The sequence below is a fragment of the Pseudomonas sp. MD195_PC81_125 genome (assembly GCF_014060985.1).
GTDB classification, from domain to species: Bacteria; Pseudomonadota; Gammaproteobacteria; order Pseudomonadales; family Pseudomonadaceae; genus Aquipseudomonas; species Aquipseudomonas parakoreensis.
In genome coordinates this window covers 1-16,628 of sequence record NZ_JABULD010000665.1, presented here as the reverse complement: position 1 = coordinate 16,628, position 16,628 = coordinate 1, and the positions used below count along the sequence as shown (strand labels likewise).

Sequence of the window (16,628 nt, the reverse complement as noted above, 5' to 3'; positions counted from 1 at the left end):
ATTTTTGATTTTTTGAAAGCAAGGTCAAAAGATCGCAGCGTGCCGCAGCTCCTACAGAGGGAGTCAGCGGTGCTCAACGACCACGTCATCATCCGCTCCGCGCTATATCAGGATTTCGACACGCGGTACTTGAGTCAGCCTCTGCGCGTTCCCATGATGAAGGTACACAGGCGCTTCACTCCTGAGCGCCTGCGTAGGGATCGGGTGTTCTGAACCCCAAATCAAGCCTGTTCCCTGTTTCATGCGCAGCTTGAGCCTCATGGGCTCTACTTCTCCCCATCAAAGAGCCTTGAGGCTCTTTTTTTGCCCGTTTTTTGCCGCTGACTCAGTGCAACGTCAGCCGCTGGCGCACGAATTCTTCAGTGTGCCGGGTGACCTGATCGAGATGCCGGTCGCGCTGCTTCTCGGCATCGAGCATCGCGCGCTTGCCGTTCTTCTGCAGCAGGTAGGTGTGGATCTGCTGCACTTCCAGCGAGCGGTAGATCGGCGTGGTGTCGATAAAGCCACGCAGGCCGTTGCTGCGGTAATGCCGGGTGCTCATCAGCACCTGGGTTTCGCGAGCGCCGATCACCTCGAACCCCAGCGCCTCGAAATACGGCACCTTGCCAACACTGCAGGTCAGTTCGGCATGCGGGTAACGGCTGACCATCTCGCCGATCATCGCCCGCGCCACGCCCTGGCGCCGATAGCCTTCGCGCACGGCCATGTAGGCGACGCTGCACGCTTCCCAATCGCCCTGCACCGGCAAGTACAAAAGGAAACCGGTGACCTGCTCCGGATCATCCTCAGCCGTCGCCACCAGCAACTCCACCTCGGTGCCCTTCTCGCCATTCAGCGCCTCCAGATACAGATGCACCTCATAACCGACCGCGTACTGATAGACGTTGTACAGCAGGTTGCTCGGGCCAAGACCGACCGCGCTGATGTCGGTGAGGTAATCGACCACCAGTTGCAGAATCTGGCTGTTGACGCTTTCGGGGCATGGGGTTTTGTAGTGGGTGATGCGTGGCATGACGGGTGAACTCCGGCGAAAAACCGCGCCATCATACCCTGTCCCGACACCTGCTCTGTGTAGGAGCTGCCGAAGGCTGCGATCTTTTGGCTTTATAGAAGCAAGATCAAAAAGATCGCAGCCTGCGGCAGCTCCTACAGGAAAGTGGTGGTTGAGCTGAAGAAAATTTCATCTGCCGCACAGCGGATCTTTTGCCGATTTGGCGTCCAATTCTTCAACTGCGTTCTCTTTTTACGCAGGCCTTGAGGAGTTGTCATGAGCGTGTTGCGTTCACTGTTCAAATGGCGAAAGACCCTGCTGCTGGTGCCGATGACGCTGGCGGCGCTGGCCAGTGCGCCAGCGTTTGCCCAGCAGGTGGTGATCGTCCAGCAAGCCCCACCGCCGATGCGCATGGAAGTGATGCCCGGCGCGCGTCCCGGGTATGTCTGGGATGAGGGCCACTGGCGCTGGGAAGGACGCGGTTACGTGTGGATGCCCGGCCATTGGCAACCGGTGCGTCATGGTGCGCACTGGAGACCGGGGCACTGGCAGGCACGCGGGCCGAACTGGTTCTGGGTTGAAGGGCGCTGGGTGCGCTGATTAGCCGTCGACCTGCACACTTCTTCTATAAGGAACAGCCCATGTCCAGAAGCATTAAAGCCTTGCTCGCCACCGCACTGGTGGCGATCACCCTGTCCGGTTGCGTCGTCGAACCGGTCCGTCCGCACCGGCCACCGCCGCCGGTGGAAGTGGTGCCGGTGATGCCTGCGCCGGGCTATCACTGGGTCGCCGGTCATTACCGCTGGGGTGGCCATGAATGGCGCTGGGTGCCGGGACACTGGCGCGCCTACTAACCGCAACGGCTGGCGTCACTGCTGTGGCGCCACCACCTTGAAGGAAATGGCAATGTCATTGGACACGACGGTATCCGCCCACTCCCCCGCTCCGAGTCCGAATTCGCTGCGTTTGAGCACCAGCTCGCCGTCGAAAATGCCGATCGTGCTGTCCGGCTTCAGCTCGACCGGCACTTGCACCTCGCGGGTAATGCCTTTGACGGTAAGCAGACCGGCGACCAGATAGCGGTTGTTCGCCACGCGGGTAAAACGGCTGGATACGAACACCGCCTCAGGAAAGCGCTGGGTGTCGAACCACGCCGGTTTCACCAGCTCGGTATTGGCGTCGTCGCTGCCGGCATTGATGCTGGCCAGGTCGATGTGCAGCGTAGTGTGGGCGTTGGCGAGGTTGTCGCTGTCGAACTGCAGCGTCGCGTCGAACTTGCCGAAGGTGCCATAGACCTGGTCGCCGAATTGCTTGTAAATGAAGCTGATCTTGCTGGCGGTAGTGTTGACGCGATTGTATTCAGCGGCCTGCGCGCAGGTCATGACGCACAGGCCGGTAAACAGTGCCACAGCGGTGAATCGGACACGCATGGGATTCTCCGGACAGGGCAAACCTTCGAGGCCTCGATTGACTTAAGCAAACAACCGGCAGCTGTGCCATGTCATCTGTCCGCCGGTGTGGCTCAGGCTCAGACCAGCCGCTCGATCTTCTGATGCTGCCAGACCAGTTTGTAATACAGGGTCTGCAACACCAGCATGCCCAGATAGGCCACCGGAAACGCCATCCACACCCCTTGCAAACCGTACTGCCCGTCCAGCCAGTAAGCCGCCGGCAGCTGCACGCCGACCACGCAGACAATGGCGATTGCCACCGGCACCAGCACCGTGCCGCTGGCACGCATGATGCCGCCGATGATCGCCTGGAAACCGAACACCAGCAGGCTCCACAACATGATATGCAGCAAGTGCTCGGCCATGGCCCGGGTCGAGTCTTCGGTCAGGAACAACCCCAGCAGCCAGTGCGACAACAGGTAGCCGAGCACAATCAGGCCACCGGTCAGGCACACGTTGATCAGCAGCCCGGTGCGCAGGATCGCGGCCAGGCGCTGCAGGTGCCCGGCACCGATGGCCTGGGCGCCAAGGATCGAGGCGGTGATGGCAATCGACAGCGCCGGGAACTGCACGTAGTTGACGATCTGCGTCACCGCGCCATAGGCCGCCGTCGCCTGCGAGCCGTGCTGGTTGACCAGCGTCAGAATCACCAGCTCCGACAACGACAGCACGATCATCTGCACCCCCGGTCGGCAGGCCGATGCGCAGCACTTTGCCCAGAATCGCCCCGTCCAGCCGCAGCGCGCCGAAGAACTCGCGGTCCGGTGCCAGCGGGTGCCCCTTGCGAATCAGACTCCAGGCCAGCCACGCCATCGCCGTCAGCGTACCGGCCAGACCGGCGAACGCCGCACTCTGAATCCCCAGTTGCGGCAGACCCAGCCACCCGCGAATGAACGCCGGAGTCAGTGCCAGACCGACGACGGTTGACAGCAACAGCGCCAGCATCGGCGACAACGTGTCGCTCACCCCGCGCAACAACTGAGTGAACAGCACGTACACCAGCACAAAAGGCAAGGTCCACATCATCACTCGGGCATACGCCACCGCGTCGTCCAGCACATCCGCCGGGGTCCCCAGCCCCTGCAAGGCCTGACGTGCGAACACACTGCCCAGCACCGCCGCCAGCAAACCGATCAACACGCCCAGCAACAAGGTTGCGCCGGCGATCGCCTTGACCATGTGCGCCTCACGCGCGCCCCACGCCTGCCCGATCAACACCCCGGCACCGGCACCCAACCCGATCACCAGTGCGATGAAGAAAAAGACGATCGGAAACATCCCCGATACCGCCGCCAGCGCCTGCGTACCGAGCATCTGCCCGATGTAGATGCTGTTGACCGTGCCCGACATCGATTGCAAAAAGTTGGACAACACCATCGGTGCGAGGAACAACAGGTAGGTTTGCCAGAGGGGTTTGCTGGTGGCGGGGGTTTGCATTGAGGGTCCGTCTCGGGGTGGGAGATGCGGTGGATATTACGCTAGATGCGCGGGTTAAAGTCGGTCGACATCGGGTCGGCTCAAGGCTTAAATGGCGGCACACTCATTCTGGATCGCGCCCTGCCATGCCCCTCCTGCGAAATGCTCTGACCTGCTCATTGCTGGCCCTTGTCAGCCACTCCGTCGCTGCCGCCCAGGCCCCTGCTCTGCTGGATTCGTTGCGCCCGTTGCTGACAACCCTGAACGAACGCCTGAACATCGGCGACCTCGTGGCCCTGACCAAATGGGACAGCGGCAAGCCGATTCAGGACAGCCCGCGCGAGGCCCAGGTCATTGCCAGTGCCCGCACGCTGGCCAGCGAACACAAGCTCGATCCCGAGGACGTGGCCCAGTTGATCGCCGCACAAATGGAAGCCAACAAACTGGTGCAATACGGTTTGCTGGCGCAATGGCAAGCGATAGGCCGCGCACCGGACACGCCACGACCGGATCTGGCAAAACAGATTCGCCCGCAACTGGACGAACTGCAAAACCGCCTGCTGCGTCAGTACGCCGATTTCGCGCCGTATCGCCGCGACCCGAATTGCCCGGTCTGGCTGGCGAAGGCACGCCAGGGTCTGACCCACGACGCCCTGCACGATCTGGCCCTGACCCGTGCCACCGGAGAGCTGTGCATTCGGGCGCCGAAGCTTTAAATCAGGGGTTCCGGCATACATCGCTGGCGTCGATAGTCACCATCACGTCAATGAAGTTCTCATAAAAAATCCGCGGCGTAACATCAGCTCCATACCAACCCAATACACCCCGGAGCACACGATCATGAAACGCCAAACCATCCTCGGCATCGCTTTCTCGGTACTCGCAGTTAACGCTTTTGCAGCAGCCCCTGTTCACCAAATGGTCGCTGAAGGCGGCTCGGACAAGTTGATTGAAAGCCGTCTGGCTGAAGGTGGCTCTGATCGTTTGCTGGAACGTCGTGTCGCTGAAGGTGGCGCGGATCGGCTGATCGAGCGTCGCGTTGCTTGAGTTGATGTCTCTTCGCACAAGCCATGAAAAAGCCCGGCCTGATCAGCCGGGCTTTTGCGTTCAACCGCTGCTTATTGAGCTGTTTTCAGCTTGACCACATCAGCGGAGATTCTGGTGGTGTAACCGGTCAGCACCCACGCCCAGAACCAGTTTTCCTGAACCTGGGTGTTGATCATGGCGTCACCGACCTTGGCCTTGATCGCCGCTGTCTGCGCACGAACGAAGCGGCGGTTCTGTTGAATCGGGATCACGCCGAACAGCAGCAGGCCGGTGGCCGTGGCTTTGCTGTGACCAATCACGGTGTATTGGCTGCTGTCGTATTGTTTGATGTTCATCGGGGTGCCGGTGCAACCCGCCAGAACCCGACATGACCCTGGCGGCAGAGTCGATCGAGCGCGGGCTGCTGATCGTTCCATTCGGCGAGCCAGAGGGCTGCCGCAAGCTGAGATCTTTTGCTTTGGGAAATCCAGGCCTGCCATTCGTCGCAAACCCGCCCTCACCTGTCAGATCTGACAGTAGGCAGCCAGCCCCCGCCAGCGCTTTAATCCCTCGGGCCACTCCCTCATCACCCAGCCATATTGAACAGGTGACGCGCCCATGACCAGCCAATTGACGAGCAATGCTTCCAGTCAGCAGATCACTGTCTTTCCACCGGATCGCGGTATCGGCGTTCTGGCCGTGTACCCGCCGTATCCGGTGGGTTTCAAGCCGCAGAAGGACGGGGCGCTGGGGATCAACATCCACATGGTGCAGGGCGACCGCGACGGTCTGCTGGTGTATATCCTGGCCTATATCGAGATGGCCGTAGGCGACGATATCAGAGTGTTTATCGAAAACACGCGATCACCGGTCGCGCAATTTTCGGTTACCGCTGCGCACTTCGATGACCAGGGCAACGCCAAGAACATCCCGTTCCACATTTCGGCTGCCGACATGCAGTCCCGCTTTCTGCCGCTGCAAATCCAGAGCAAGGACTTGTGGTTCGAAGTCAAGCGCTTCAGCAAAAATACCGAAGAGTCCCCGCACATACCGCTGCTCTACAAATACCCCGCGCCAGGCGAGGCCGATACCGATGGTGGCAAACCCTTCAACCAGGGCCTGAAATTGCCCGTGGCTTCCGAGGGTTTCGTCGATCAGACGGTGATCGATGACGGAATGTTCGTAACCGTCATGCAGTATTTCAACCAGCACATCGGTGATGTAGTGGTCCTGGCCTTCGGCTCGCTGCTGCTGGAAACCATGGTTACCGCGTTGGGCGATGTGATGTTCGAACTGACCCCGGATCAACTGGCCACCCTCGCTCCCACCAACACTCTGATGGTGCGCTGGGAAGTGTTCGATGTGGTGGAAAATGCCAGCGGCTGGTCGGACTCGCTGGTGCTGCCGTTCAAACCGGGCATTGTGCTGTTGGCCGCACCGATCTTCGAACAGGCGGACATCGACAACATCCTGCATCACGATCAACTGGACGGTGGCACTGCCGGTATCCTCGTCACCGGCGTATTTGCCGCCAATGACCGCATCGAACTGACCCTGCAAGGCGTCACTCAGGGCGGCGAAACCGTAAACCACACCTACAACCGGACCCTGAGCGCCGCCACGCGCACCGTCGATTTTCCGGTCGAGAATGAAAAAATCCGCAACCTGATCGGCGGGGCCCTGCACGCGTCCTATCAGTTGATTCGGGCCGGCAAGAGCCAATTTTCCAAACCGGCGGACGTCACCGTCAGCGGCGTGACCCAACCGCTTGGCCTGCCGCTCGTCGCACCGCTGGTGGACGGCAAACTGCCGGTGGACACCGCCGAAGCCACCGTACAGCTCGCCGAATATTGGCCGCTGCAGACCGGGGCCACCGTCGAAGCCCATTGGCAGACCACCGACAAGGACGGCGTCGCAGCGCTGTACGTTTTCCGCCTGATCGTCAGCGACCCGTCCCAACCGGTCATCTTCAAGGTGCCGGCCAAATACATCGCCCCCTTCCCGGACACCCCGCTGGTGGTGCAATGCACCGTGGCCAATCCCGGGCAGACGCGGGTGTTTTCCGAGTTGCTGCAATTGCGCATCAGCGAACAGGCCGTGGTGCCGCTGGACCCGCCGACACTGGTCAAACCGGCGCTCACGCCGATTGATGCGCTGGCTTATCCGGACGGTGTGACAGTACGTATCGAATACGTCGGTGCAATCAAGGATGACCGGGCGCGATTGGTAGAGGTCAAGCCGCCTGCAGGATCACCCGCCTTTCCTCTGACGGAGTTCAACAGCAACAAGCGGGTAAATACGGTGTTGACCCAGGCTTTTCTCGCGGTGCGCCAGGGCAGAACAATCGAGATGCGCTGGAACCTCAACCGTAATGGAGGACAAGCGGGCAAGTCGTTGCCGCTGGCATTGAAAATTCAAGCGATCCCCCCGCAAGACTCACGGCTGCCGACACCACAAATTCGCCAGGGTGCGGAGCTCGACATCAATAAGTTACAGACCAGTGATCGCCTGACCGTCACTACCTGGCCCGGCGAGGCAAACGGACAGCGCCTGTGGCTTCGCTATGACGGAGTAACCAGGACGGGTCCCGCCGAACCCTACAATGATCTGGTGAATGAGCCTCATACTGGTACTTCCGGCCTGAACCGAGCACTCCCGCTGGAGTGGCTCAAATCCCTGAAGCACGACAGTGAACTGAAAATCAGCTTTTGGGTGAATCTGGCCGGCGACGCAGACTTTGCCACAGCAATATTGTTCCCGGTGCGAACATACCTGATCAAATCACTCTCTCTGACCGCACCAAAATTGCTCGACTTACCCGGTGCAACCCTCAATTTCGATGATATTGCCGATAGCGGTGCACGTATCGAAGTTCCGATCTATACCGGAATGTCCCCCGGGCAGTCCGTCAAGGTCGAGTTGGCCGGTGCGGGAGGTCATTACACGACTGCATCCACGAATGTCGATACCATCAAGCCCCTGATTTTTCTGGTTCCCCGATCAACATTCATTGCCAATGCCGCCCGGACAGTGGCAATCACCTATCTGGTCTCGTCCTCCAGTGAGCAGAATCAGCCACTGCGGTCGCCAAGCCTTGATCTGAATATTCTTGCCGACACCTGGCGCGACTCCATCACCGATTTCAATGGTAATGCCGGGAACTGGGCATTAGGACCGGCCTCAAGAACTGCAAGAATTCTCAGTGATCACTACGAAAACCTGACCTATGACGCTGGGGGAAACTCAGGAGTCATGCTAAGCCAGACATTTCAATTCAAGGCCGCGAGAACCTACCAGTTCAGCTACTACGTAGCCAATGTCAGTCCGCAACCTGACAACGTTCCACCGGTGATCAGCGTCAGCACCTCCAGCGGAATGCCGATTCTCGGCGCATTCACGGTACCGAGAACGGGCACCTTTTTTCAGCAGGTGGCCAATTTTCGAGTACCCGTCAGTGGTGCCTACACGATTTACATGCTTAATCACGAGGATCGCGGAGGCTACGGCGGAGCCCGAGGCGGCAATGACTTTATCCTGGATGCCATTCACGTACGACGGCTGTGAACAGTTCGCCAGAGTCATAAGGGGACGGGCTTATTATTTTGGCGCCTGGTTCGGACACTAAAAGATCGCCGCCTGCGGCGGCTCCTGCAGGGGGATACCGATACCTCTGCAGGAGATGCCGCAGGCTGCGATTTTTTGCTTTTGGGGATTCATCGTTTATATGTGTTTAACGTTCATTCCTGCAGCCCGTAACACCTTGCGCTGGTGGAACTGGCGCTGGGCAGGCTTGAACTGCTCGGCGCCACAACTTCCTGACCTGAACCCGCACCCATGAAGCTCATCGGCCGTGCGCCCGGGGCAGGCCGACGGGCTCTATTGTTTTTTCTGCTGAAAAGCTTTGCAGGTACGCCAGCAGATTATCGATCTTCTCTTCGTCGCTCAGGCCCCAGAAAATCATCCGCGTCCCGGGCACCACGCCCTTCGGGTCTTTCAGATACGCGGTCAGCGTGTCGCGGTCCCAGGTCTTGCCGGAGTTTTTCATTGCCTCGGAATACACGTAATTGGCCGTCGTCCCGGCAGGTCGGCCGATGATGCCGTTGAGTTGCGGACCGAAACCCGGGCGCGCGTCCGGGCCGACCTGATGGCAGCCGCCGCACAGGCGCGGGGAAGATCTTTTCGCCGGCGGCGGGGATCGCCTGCGGCGCGGGCGGTTGAGCTGAACAACACGGCGGTTGCGGCCAATGCAAGAAGAAATGAAGCGGTGTTTTTCATCGGGCAATCCAAAACGGTGTGATGCAGTCGAGGCAAGGCTAACATTTTGTGGCGAGGGAACTTGCTCCCGCTGGGTTGCGTAGCGACCCCAATATGGGCCTGCGCTGCAGACCAGCGGGAGCAAGCTCCCTCGCCACAGGTGTATTTCACAGTCAGTATTTTTTACAGATAAGCGCCGATGACCTTTCTGACGGTGATCAATGCCTGGCGCAAGACATCCATCGGCACCGACCCCAACGCCAGCCGAATCGCATGCGGCACATGCGCCGACACCGCGAACGGCTCGGCAGTCGTCACCGAAATCTGCTCGTGCATCAACTCCACCACCATCTGATCGGCACGCACGTCTTCCGGCAACGGCAACCACAAAAAGTAAGAGGACGGATGACCGATGCACGTCAGCCCTTGCAACAACTCGGCGGCCAGCGCTTGCCGGGCCTTGGCATCGTCGCGTTTTTGTTGCTCCAGTAGGGTGACGGTGCCGTCGTCGAGCCAGCCGCAAGCCATCGCGGTCATCACGCCGGGGGTGTTCCAGGTGGTGGCGCGGATGATGCGTTCCAGCGCCGGCACGATGCGCAGGGGGGCGGCAATAAAACCGACGCGCAGGCCGGTGGCGATATTCTTGGAAAGTCCCGAGACGTACACCGTGCGCTCCGGCGCCAGATCAATCAGGGTACGCGGTGGGTTATCCACCAGAAAGGCGTAGGCCGCGTCTTCGATGAGAATCAGATCATGCCGCCGGGCAAGTGCGACCAATTGCTCGCGCTGCTCGATCGGCGTCACCCAACCCAACGGATTGTGCAGGGTCGGCATGCTGTAGATCGCCCGCACCGAACGGCTGCGACAGAGCTTGTCGAGCGCCGCCAGATCCGGCCCGTGATCACCGGGCGGAATCGCCACCACTTCCAGATGCAGCGCTTCGGCCAGCACCTTGAAGCCGGAATAGGTCAGCGCATCGGCGGCAATGACGTCGCCGGGTTTGAGCAAGGCCATCAGCGTCACCGCCAACCCCTGCTGGGCTCCGTTGACGATCAGCACTTGCCCGGCATCGGCCTGCACCCCGCGATCCTGCAGATGCCGCGCCACCGAGGCACGCTCATGCTGTCGTCCGGCGTGGGGTTGATAGCGCAGCAAGGCTTCCAGATCGCCCGACAGCGCCAATTGACGTAACGCCGTGCGCAACAGATCGGCCTGACCGGGCAGAGACGGGTAATTGAAGTTGAGATCGATCATGCCGACTGCCACGTCCTTCTGATCGATCCCCTGCCCCGGCGACAAAGAGGTTTCACGGACAAACGTCCCGCGCCCGGTCTCGCCGCTGACCAGCCCCATGGCCTCAAGTTCGGCGTACACCCGCGATGCGGTGACCAGTGCCAGGCCTTCACGGGCTGCCAGTTCGCGGTGGGTCGGCAGGCGCGTTCCCGGTGCCAGATGCCCGCAGCGAATATCCGCTGCGTAAGCGTCAACGAGGGTCTTGTAGCGTGAGCGCGGCATAGCGGATGTATCCATGACAATTATTTGATTGTGCTGATTCTCGGCTTCAGGATCACTCGAAAGCAACCCTACCTTTGAGCGTGACCCTGTATGGAACGGACTTCGAACCCGGTTAACCCGGCCCTGGAAAAAACCAGCGGCTGGATCAACGGTTTTATCGGCGTGGTGATCTTCAGCGGATCGTTACCGGCCACGCGCCTGGCGGTACTTGAATTTGATCCGGTGTTTCTTACTGTGGCCCGCGCGGCCATTGCCGGCGTGTTGGCAGCAGCGCTGTTGTGGCTGTTTCGCGAACGGCGTCCGGCACGGGATCAGTGGTGGCCGTTGTTGATTGTGGCGTTGGGCGTGGTGCTGGGTTTCCCCTTGCTGACGGCATTGGCGCTGCAACACGTGACGTCGGCGCATTCGATTGTGTTTGTGGGATTGCTGCCACTGGCGACGGCGATTTTTTGGCGTGCTGCGTGGCGGCGAGCATCCGCGACCGGTGTTCTGGGTGTTCTCGACTCTCGGCAGTGCCTTGGTCGTTGGCTTCGCCTTGTCACAGGGGCTGACCGCCTCGCCCACCGGTGATCTGCTGATGCTCGCGGCGATTCTGGCCTGTGGTCTGGGTTACGCCGAAGGCGCCAAACTGTCGCGCGTGCTCGGCGGCTGGCAGGTAATCTGCTGGGCGTTGGTGTTGTCGCTACCGGTGATGGCGTTGCTCAGCCTGTGGCTGGCCCCCGCCTCGTTCAGTCACATCAGCCTGTCGGCCTGGCTGTGCCTGGCGTATGTGGCGCTGTTCAGCATGCTGATCGGGTTCGTGTTCTGGTATCGCGGCCTGGCCCAGGGCGGGATTGCGGCAGTGGGACAACTGCAATTGCTGCAGCCGTTTTTCGGTCTGGCGCTGGCGGCGACGTTGCTGCATGAACAGGTCAGCCTGGGGATGCTGGCGGTGACGCTGGGAGTGATTCTGTGTGTGGCCGGGGCAAAGAAATTCGCCCGATAATCCTCAGACGCCAGCCTTCCACTCCCGCGGGCTGAGCCCGGTCTTGCGGCGAAACGCTCGAGCCAGTGCCGAAGGACTTTCATAACCGACCTCTTGCGCGATCAGCGCAATCGCCCGTCCCTCGCGCAGACGCTTCTGCACCAGACTGATCCGCCAGCTCAGCAGATAGTCAGCTGGCGACTGCCCGACGACGCGGTGGAACTGCTCGGCGAATCCGGCTCTGGACAGATGGGCGGCTGTCGCCAGGTCCGCCACACGCCAGGGTCTGGCCGGTTGCTCATGCATCAGGGTCAAGGCGCGAGACAAGCGCGGATCCGCGAGCCCGGCCATCAGGCCGGGTGGCTGGACACGGCTGCTGATGAGGTGGCGCAACAGCAGGATCACCAGCAATTCAAACAAACGATCCATCACCGCCACGCGCCCGCAATGACCTTCAAAGGCTTCTCTGAACAGCCATTCCAGCGTGTTGCCCAACTCCGGGATTTCGCTGAGTTTGAGCAGCAGATAATCCGGCAGTGCCGCCGCCAGCGCATTGCCGGTACCTCCGTCAAACGTCAGCGTGGCGCAGACCAGCTGTGCGCCCATGGCCTCATCGGCGGACATCCGATGAGTGCAGGGCCGCGGGAAGAAAATCAGTGAAGGTTCGACAATACGAACCTCACGTTGATTGCCCGCTTTCAGCAACAACTCGCCGGCCTGTAATAGATGCACATGCCCGACCGGTTCGCCCTCATGCAGGCCGACGCCGCAAAACGTGCCACTGTGAAAGGTGCCGGCACTCACACCGAAATGGCTGAGCAGCGTTGAAAGACGATCCATGGGCGACTCCCGATGCATATCTGGACGATCTGTTGCATATCCTCGACGATCTGCGGCCAAAGCGCCAGCCGTGCGCCATAACATGACCTCCATCCCCGGCGCACTTCGCACCGGACTTCTGGAGAATCACCATGAGCCGCATCCCTGCAATCAGCCTTGAAAACGCCACCGACGCCAGCCGCCCGACCCTGGAAGGCGTGAAGAAAAAAATCGGCTTCCTGCCCAATGTCTTTACCACGCTGGCCAAAGCCCCGGTGGCCCTGGAAGCCTACGTGCAAGCTTCGGCGATCCTCGGCAAGACTTCGTTGAGCGCCAAGGAAAAAGAAGCGGTGTATCTCGCCACATCACAGATCAACGGCTGCGATTATTGCCTGGCCGCGCACAGCCTGTTTGCCAGCAAGGCCGGGCTCTCGGCGCAGGACATCAGTGCCGCGCGTCACGGTGAATTGAATGCCTATGCCGCTCTCGCCCAACAGTTGACGCAAAGCCGCGGCCACTTGAGCGACGAGCAGATCGCCGCCGCCCGCGCTGCCGGCATTGACGACAGCAAGATTATCGAAGTGATTGCCTTGGTGGCTGTGCAGTCGCTGACCAACTACCTGAACAACGCGGCCTTGACCGACATCGACTTCCCGGCCATTGATTGAATGCGAAAAAAAACGAGAGCGGGCTTGCTCGCGAAGGCGCTGAATCAATCAACCAGTGTGTTGAATGACACTGCGCTTTCGCGAGCAAGCCCGCTCTCACAATTGATCAATGATGTTCGACGCCCGCGCGTTTGAGCAGTTTCTTGCAGCGCTCGGACAGATGAAACACCTGCAATTCCTTGCCGGCCTTGGCGTAACGCTCGCGCAAGGTCTTCAGCGCGGCAATCGCCGAATAGTCAACGAAGCTCAAATGCCGGCAATCCAGCGTCACCCGGGCCGGGTCATTGGCCGGGTCGAACTGGTTGAGAAACGGCGTGGTCGAGGCGAAAAACAGCGTGCCATGCAGGCGATAGAGTTTGCTGCCGTCGGTTTCCAGATGTTCATCGGCGTACAACTCGCGGGCCTGCTGCCAGGCGAAATTCAGCGCGGCGATGATGATCCCGCAGAGCACGGCAGTGGCCAGATCGGTGAACACGGTGATGCTGGTCACGGCGATGATCACCAGCACATCGTTGAGCGGCACTTTGTTCAACACCCGCAACGAGGCCCAGGCGAAAGTCTGCTGTGACACCACGAACATCACGCCCACCAGTGCCGCCAGCGGAATACGCTCGATCAGCGGCGACAGAAACAGGATGAACAGCAGAATCAACACCCCCGCGACCACCCCGGACAAACGCCCGCGTCCGCCGGAGCTGAGGTTGATCACGGTCTGGCCGATCATTGCGCAACCGCCCATGCCACCGAACGCGCCGGAGACCACGTTCGCCGCGCCCAGCGCCACGCATTCGCGATCCGGATAGCCGCGGGTTTCGGTGATTTCGTCGGTGAGGTTCAGGGTCAGCAGGGTTTCCAGCAGACCGACCAGCGCCATCAGAATCGCGTACGGAGCGATGATGCGCAGGGTCTCCAGGCTCCATGGGATGTCCGGCAAGGCGAAAGTCGGCAGACCGCCGGCGATGTGCGCCATGTCGCCGAGGGTGCGCGTCGGCAGGCCGAACAGGTAGACCAGCAGGCCCACACCGAGGATCGCCACCAGTGCCGGCGGCACCGCGCGGGTCAGGCGTGGCAGAATATAGACAATGGCCATGGTCAGCAGCACCAGCCCGGTCATCAGGTACAGCGGCGTGCCGCTGAGCCAGTGTTCACTGCTCTTGAAATGCTCCAGTTGCGCCAGGGCAATGATGATCGCCAGGCCATTGACGAAACCGAGCATCACCGGATGCGGCACCATGCGCACCAGTTTGCCCAGGCGCAACAAGCCGAACGCCATCATGATCAGGCCACCGAGCAACACGGTCGCCAACAGGTATTGCACGCCGTGCTGCACCACCAGCGCGACGATCACCACCGCCATCGAACCCGCCGCCCCGGAGACCATTCCCCGGCCGGCCGCCGAACAATGCGGTCAACGTGCAAATGAAAAAGGCGCCGTACAGGCCCATCAGTGGATTGAGATGCGCCACCAGCGCGAACGCAATGCATTCGGGCAACAAGGCAAACGAGGTGGTGAGTCCGGCCAGGACATCGGCGCGCAGACGTTTTGGTTTCATGGCTTACCTGACTGAGCGGCCGACGAGCGCGGCCGCTGATGTTCACGAAAATGAGGGGTGCGGATGTTACGGAATAGTTCGGAATCGGGCCAGCGATCGCTGACACCGTTAGCCGTGCGATTTATCCTGACGCGCTTGTGCCTCCTCCGAGTATGACCATGACTGCATGGCTGACCGCCCGCGACGTTTGCCAGCGCTTGCGCGAGGCTGCGCTGGGTGTGCTGATGTTCAACAGATCCGAGAGACCCGGTGATGCCGGACTGGTTGCGGTCGATATCGAAGGCTGGCAGTTGCTGCTGGACTTTGAAGGCGGACGCTTGCACCACTGTGAACAGGCCCGCGCCCCGGATGGCCGCGAGGGGACATTGGCAACGTGGCAGCGTTACGGCACCAATCCAGTCGACCTGCTGAGTACCTGGGAGCTGGCGCAGATCGAGCGGTTGCTGGCGCGACCGCGTTGAACTCGATCAACCCTGACGCAGATCGAGCATATAAGTGTAATAGCCGGTATCACGCACATAACCCAGCGACTCGTACAAACCCTGCGCTATCAAGTTGTCGGTGGCGGTTTCCAGCACCAGACCTTTGGCGCCAGTCTGCAAGGCAAAGTCGCGGGCCGTATTCATCAGTAATCGCCCGACACCGTGACCACGGGCTGCGGGCGTGGTGAACAAATCACTGAGCAGCCAGGTGCGGTGAGCGTCGATCGAGGAAAACGTCGGGTATAACTGCACAAAGCCGAGCGCATCGCCCTGTTCATCCTGCGCGAGGAAAATCGCCGATTCTTCGCCAGCCATGCGCTCAGCGATGAAGGCGCGCGATTGCGTCAGGTTCGAAGGTTGCTGATAAAAGCCACGATAGGCGTCGAACAGTTTTGCCACAGCCTCCAAATGAGTCGCCGTAGCGCGCAGTGCCTTGATGACCATGTTCCCTCCCGCCGATTTTATTGATTATCGAACCAGCATAGCGCTCTCGAACGAGTGAGCTGGCCTCATCGCTATATAGTTTTGTATATTGCGAAACCGAATTTTTCAGTACCTGCCCATGCCACCCATTTACATCGTGTTCCCATGAGTGCCATCCGCGTACGCAACGAACAATTGATCCTCGCCGCCGCCAGCGAAGAGTTCGCCGCCAACGGCTTCGACGCCACCCAGACCCGTGATATCGCCGCCCGCGCCGGCGTGCCCAAGGCCAACCTGTATTACTACTTTCAGACCAAGGAAAACCTCTATTCCAAGGTTTTGCTGGGGTTCGTCGAACCGCTGCTGGAAGCCTCGGCGGCGCTGCGCGAAAGCGACGACCCCATGATTGGCCTGCGCGCCTACGTCGCCGCGCGTATCCGCATCGCCCGCGAGCACCCGGCGATTGCCAAGGTGTTCAGCGGCGAGCTGCTGCTCGGTGGCCGTCAGCTACCGGACGAATGCCGCGACCTGCTGCACGCCGAAGCCCAGCGCAATGTCGACTGCCTGCGCAGCTGGATCGAACGCGGCCTGCTGGCGCCGGTGGACCCGGAACACCTGATGCTGTTCATCTGGTCGGCGACCCGCACCTACACCAACATTGGCTGGCAAATGGGCTGCATCACCGGGCGCCTGGTGCCGCAGGATGAGGATTATCAGACGGCGGCGGAGACGATTACGCGGATGGTGCTGGAGGGCGTCGTGGCACCGCGGGCTGGGGAGATTCGTGGGGGGTTTGTTTGCGACGTGAGGTATGAGAGCTGCTACGCAGCCCGGCGCGAGCAAGCTCGCTCGCCACAGGGGATTTGGGCTGAGTATGGGAATCTGTTCACACCACCGGCCATTGTGGGAGCCAGCCTGCTGGCGATTGGGTTGGCACAGCTGGCATCTTCATTGACCGATCCACCGCCATCGCTGGCAAGCCAGCTCCCACAATGATCTGTGTTGTTTCAAAGACCTTGTGATCCATGCCAAACCCTGTGGGAGCTGGCTTGCCAGCGATGAGGCC

13 protein-coding genes and 6 pseudogenes are annotated in these 16,628 nt (G+C 60.5%); 10 read left to right on the top strand and 9 right to left on the bottom strand.

Annotated elements, in window-relative coordinates; genetic code table 11:
- The coding region (locus HT737_RS31380; protein WP_220459515.1) for a hypothetical protein at positions 1-213 on the top strand (213 nt) is incomplete at its 5' end.
- A gap of 112 nt (positions 214-325) precedes the next feature.
- On the opposite strand, the gene HT737_RS26295 is transcribed toward HT737_RS31380, so the two are convergent.
- Positions 326-1,012: a GNAT family N-acetyltransferase gene (locus HT737_RS26295; RefSeq protein ID WP_121184840.1), complete on the bottom strand. Its 687-nt coding sequence runs from the start codon at positions 1,010-1,012 to the stop codon at positions 326-328.
- A 255-nt stretch (positions 1,013-1,267) separates the two neighbouring features.
- On the opposite strand from HT737_RS26295, the gene HT737_RS26290 reads away from it, so the two are divergent.
- Complete coding sequence (locus HT737_RS26290; RefSeq protein ID WP_182404299.1) at positions 1,268-1,591, top strand: YXWGXW repeat-containing protein; 324 nt, start codon at positions 1,268-1,270, stop codon at positions 1,589-1,591.
- Positions 1,592-1,632: 41 nt separating this feature from the next.
- Positions 1,633-1,845 (top strand): YXWGXW repeat-containing protein, encoded by a 213-nt coding sequence (locus HT737_RS26285; RefSeq protein ID WP_047295049.1) that lies wholly within the window; start codon positions 1,633-1,635, stop codon positions 1,843-1,845.
- Positions 1,846-1,860: 15 nt separating this feature from the next.
- Here the strand turns inward: HT737_RS26285 and HT737_RS26280 are convergent, their stop codons facing one another.
- Positions 1,861-2,421, bottom strand: coding sequence for a YceI family protein (locus HT737_RS26280; protein WP_182404298.1), 561 nt, complete (start codon positions 2,419-2,421; stop codon positions 1,861-1,863).
- A 98-nt stretch (positions 2,422-2,519) separates the two neighbouring features.
- Positions 2,520-3,879: pseudogene (locus HT737_RS26275) on the bottom strand (MATE family efflux transporter).
- Between the two features lie 125 nt (positions 3,880-4,004).
- Between HT737_RS26275 and HT737_RS26270 the strand changes: the two are divergent.
- Positions 4,005-4,574, top strand: a complete 570-nt coding sequence (locus HT737_RS26270) for a chorismate mutase (protein ID WP_182404297.1) — start codon at positions 4,005-4,007, stop codon at positions 4,572-4,574.
- A gap of 124 nt (positions 4,575-4,698) precedes the next feature.
- Positions 4,699-4,902, top strand: a pseudogene (locus HT737_RS26265) (hypothetical protein); the annotation flags it as partial.
- A gap of 74 nt (positions 4,903-4,976) precedes the next feature.
- Here the strand turns inward: HT737_RS26265 and HT737_RS26260 are convergent.
- Positions 4,977-5,321: a hypothetical protein gene (locus HT737_RS26260; protein WP_182404296.1), complete on the bottom strand. Its 345-nt coding sequence runs from the start codon at positions 5,319-5,321 to the stop codon at positions 4,977-4,979.
- Between the two features lie 328 nt (positions 5,322-5,649).
- Between HT737_RS26260 and HT737_RS26255 the strand changes: the two genes are divergently transcribed.
- Complete coding sequence (locus tag HT737_RS26255; protein ID WP_182404295.1) at positions 5,650-8,448, top strand: hypothetical protein; 2,799 nt, start codon at positions 5,650-5,652, stop codon at positions 8,446-8,448.
- A 277-nt stretch (positions 8,449-8,725) separates the two neighbouring features.
- On the opposite strand, the pseudogene HT737_RS26250 reads toward HT737_RS26255, so the two are convergent.
- Positions 8,726-9,159 (bottom strand): annotated as a pseudogene (locus HT737_RS26250) (cytochrome c family protein).
- Positions 9,160-9,321: 162 nt separating this feature from the next.
- A complete protein-coding gene (locus HT737_RS26245) occupies positions 9,322-10,653 on the bottom strand; it encodes a PLP-dependent aminotransferase family protein (RefSeq protein ID WP_182404294.1) in 1,332 nt (443 codons plus the stop codon).
- A gap of 90 nt (positions 10,654-10,743) precedes the next feature.
- On the opposite strand from HT737_RS26245, the pseudogene HT737_RS26240 reads away from it, so the two are divergent.
- Positions 10,744-11,638, top strand: a pseudogene (locus HT737_RS26240) (DMT family transporter).
- A 3-nt stretch (positions 11,639-11,641) separates the two neighbouring features.
- On the opposite strand, the gene HT737_RS26235 reads toward HT737_RS26240, so the two are convergent.
- The gene (locus HT737_RS26235) at positions 11,642-12,457 is read right to left on the bottom strand and encodes an AraC family transcriptional regulator (RefSeq protein ID WP_182404293.1); all 816 of its coding nucleotides are present in this window, start codon (positions 12,455-12,457) and stop codon (positions 11,642-11,644) included.
- Positions 12,458-12,588: 131 nt separating this feature from the next.
- On the opposite strand from HT737_RS26235, the gene HT737_RS26230 reads away from it, so the two are divergent.
- Positions 12,589-13,104 carry a carboxymuconolactone decarboxylase family protein gene (locus HT737_RS26230; protein ID WP_182404292.1) on the top strand — a complete coding sequence of 172 codons (516 nt, stop codon included), beginning with the start codon at positions 12,589-12,591 and terminating at the stop codon, positions 13,102-13,104.
- 106 nt (positions 13,105-13,210) lie between these two features.
- Here the strand turns inward: HT737_RS26230 and HT737_RS26225 are convergent.
- A pseudogene (locus HT737_RS26225) lies at positions 13,211-14,657 on the bottom strand (SulP family inorganic anion transporter).
- A 158-nt stretch (positions 14,658-14,815) separates the two neighbouring features.
- On the opposite strand from HT737_RS26225, the gene HT737_RS26220 reads away from it, so the two are divergent.
- Complete coding sequence (locus tag HT737_RS26220) at positions 14,816-15,118, top strand: hypothetical protein (RefSeq protein ID WP_182404291.1); 303 nt, start codon at positions 14,816-14,818, stop codon at positions 15,116-15,118.
- Positions 15,119-15,124: 6 nt separating this feature from the next.
- Here the strand turns inward: HT737_RS26220 and HT737_RS26215 are convergent, their stop codons facing one another.
- Positions 15,125-15,583, bottom strand: coding sequence for a GNAT family N-acetyltransferase (locus HT737_RS26215; protein ID WP_182404290.1), 459 nt, complete (start codon positions 15,581-15,583; stop codon positions 15,125-15,127).
- 144 nt (positions 15,584-15,727) lie between these two features.
- On the opposite strand from HT737_RS26215, the pseudogene HT737_RS26210 reads away from it, so the two are divergent.
- Positions 15,728-16,351, top strand: a pseudogene (locus HT737_RS26210) (TetR/AcrR family transcriptional regulator); the annotation flags it as partial.
- Positions 16,352-16,628 lie beyond the last annotated feature (277 nt).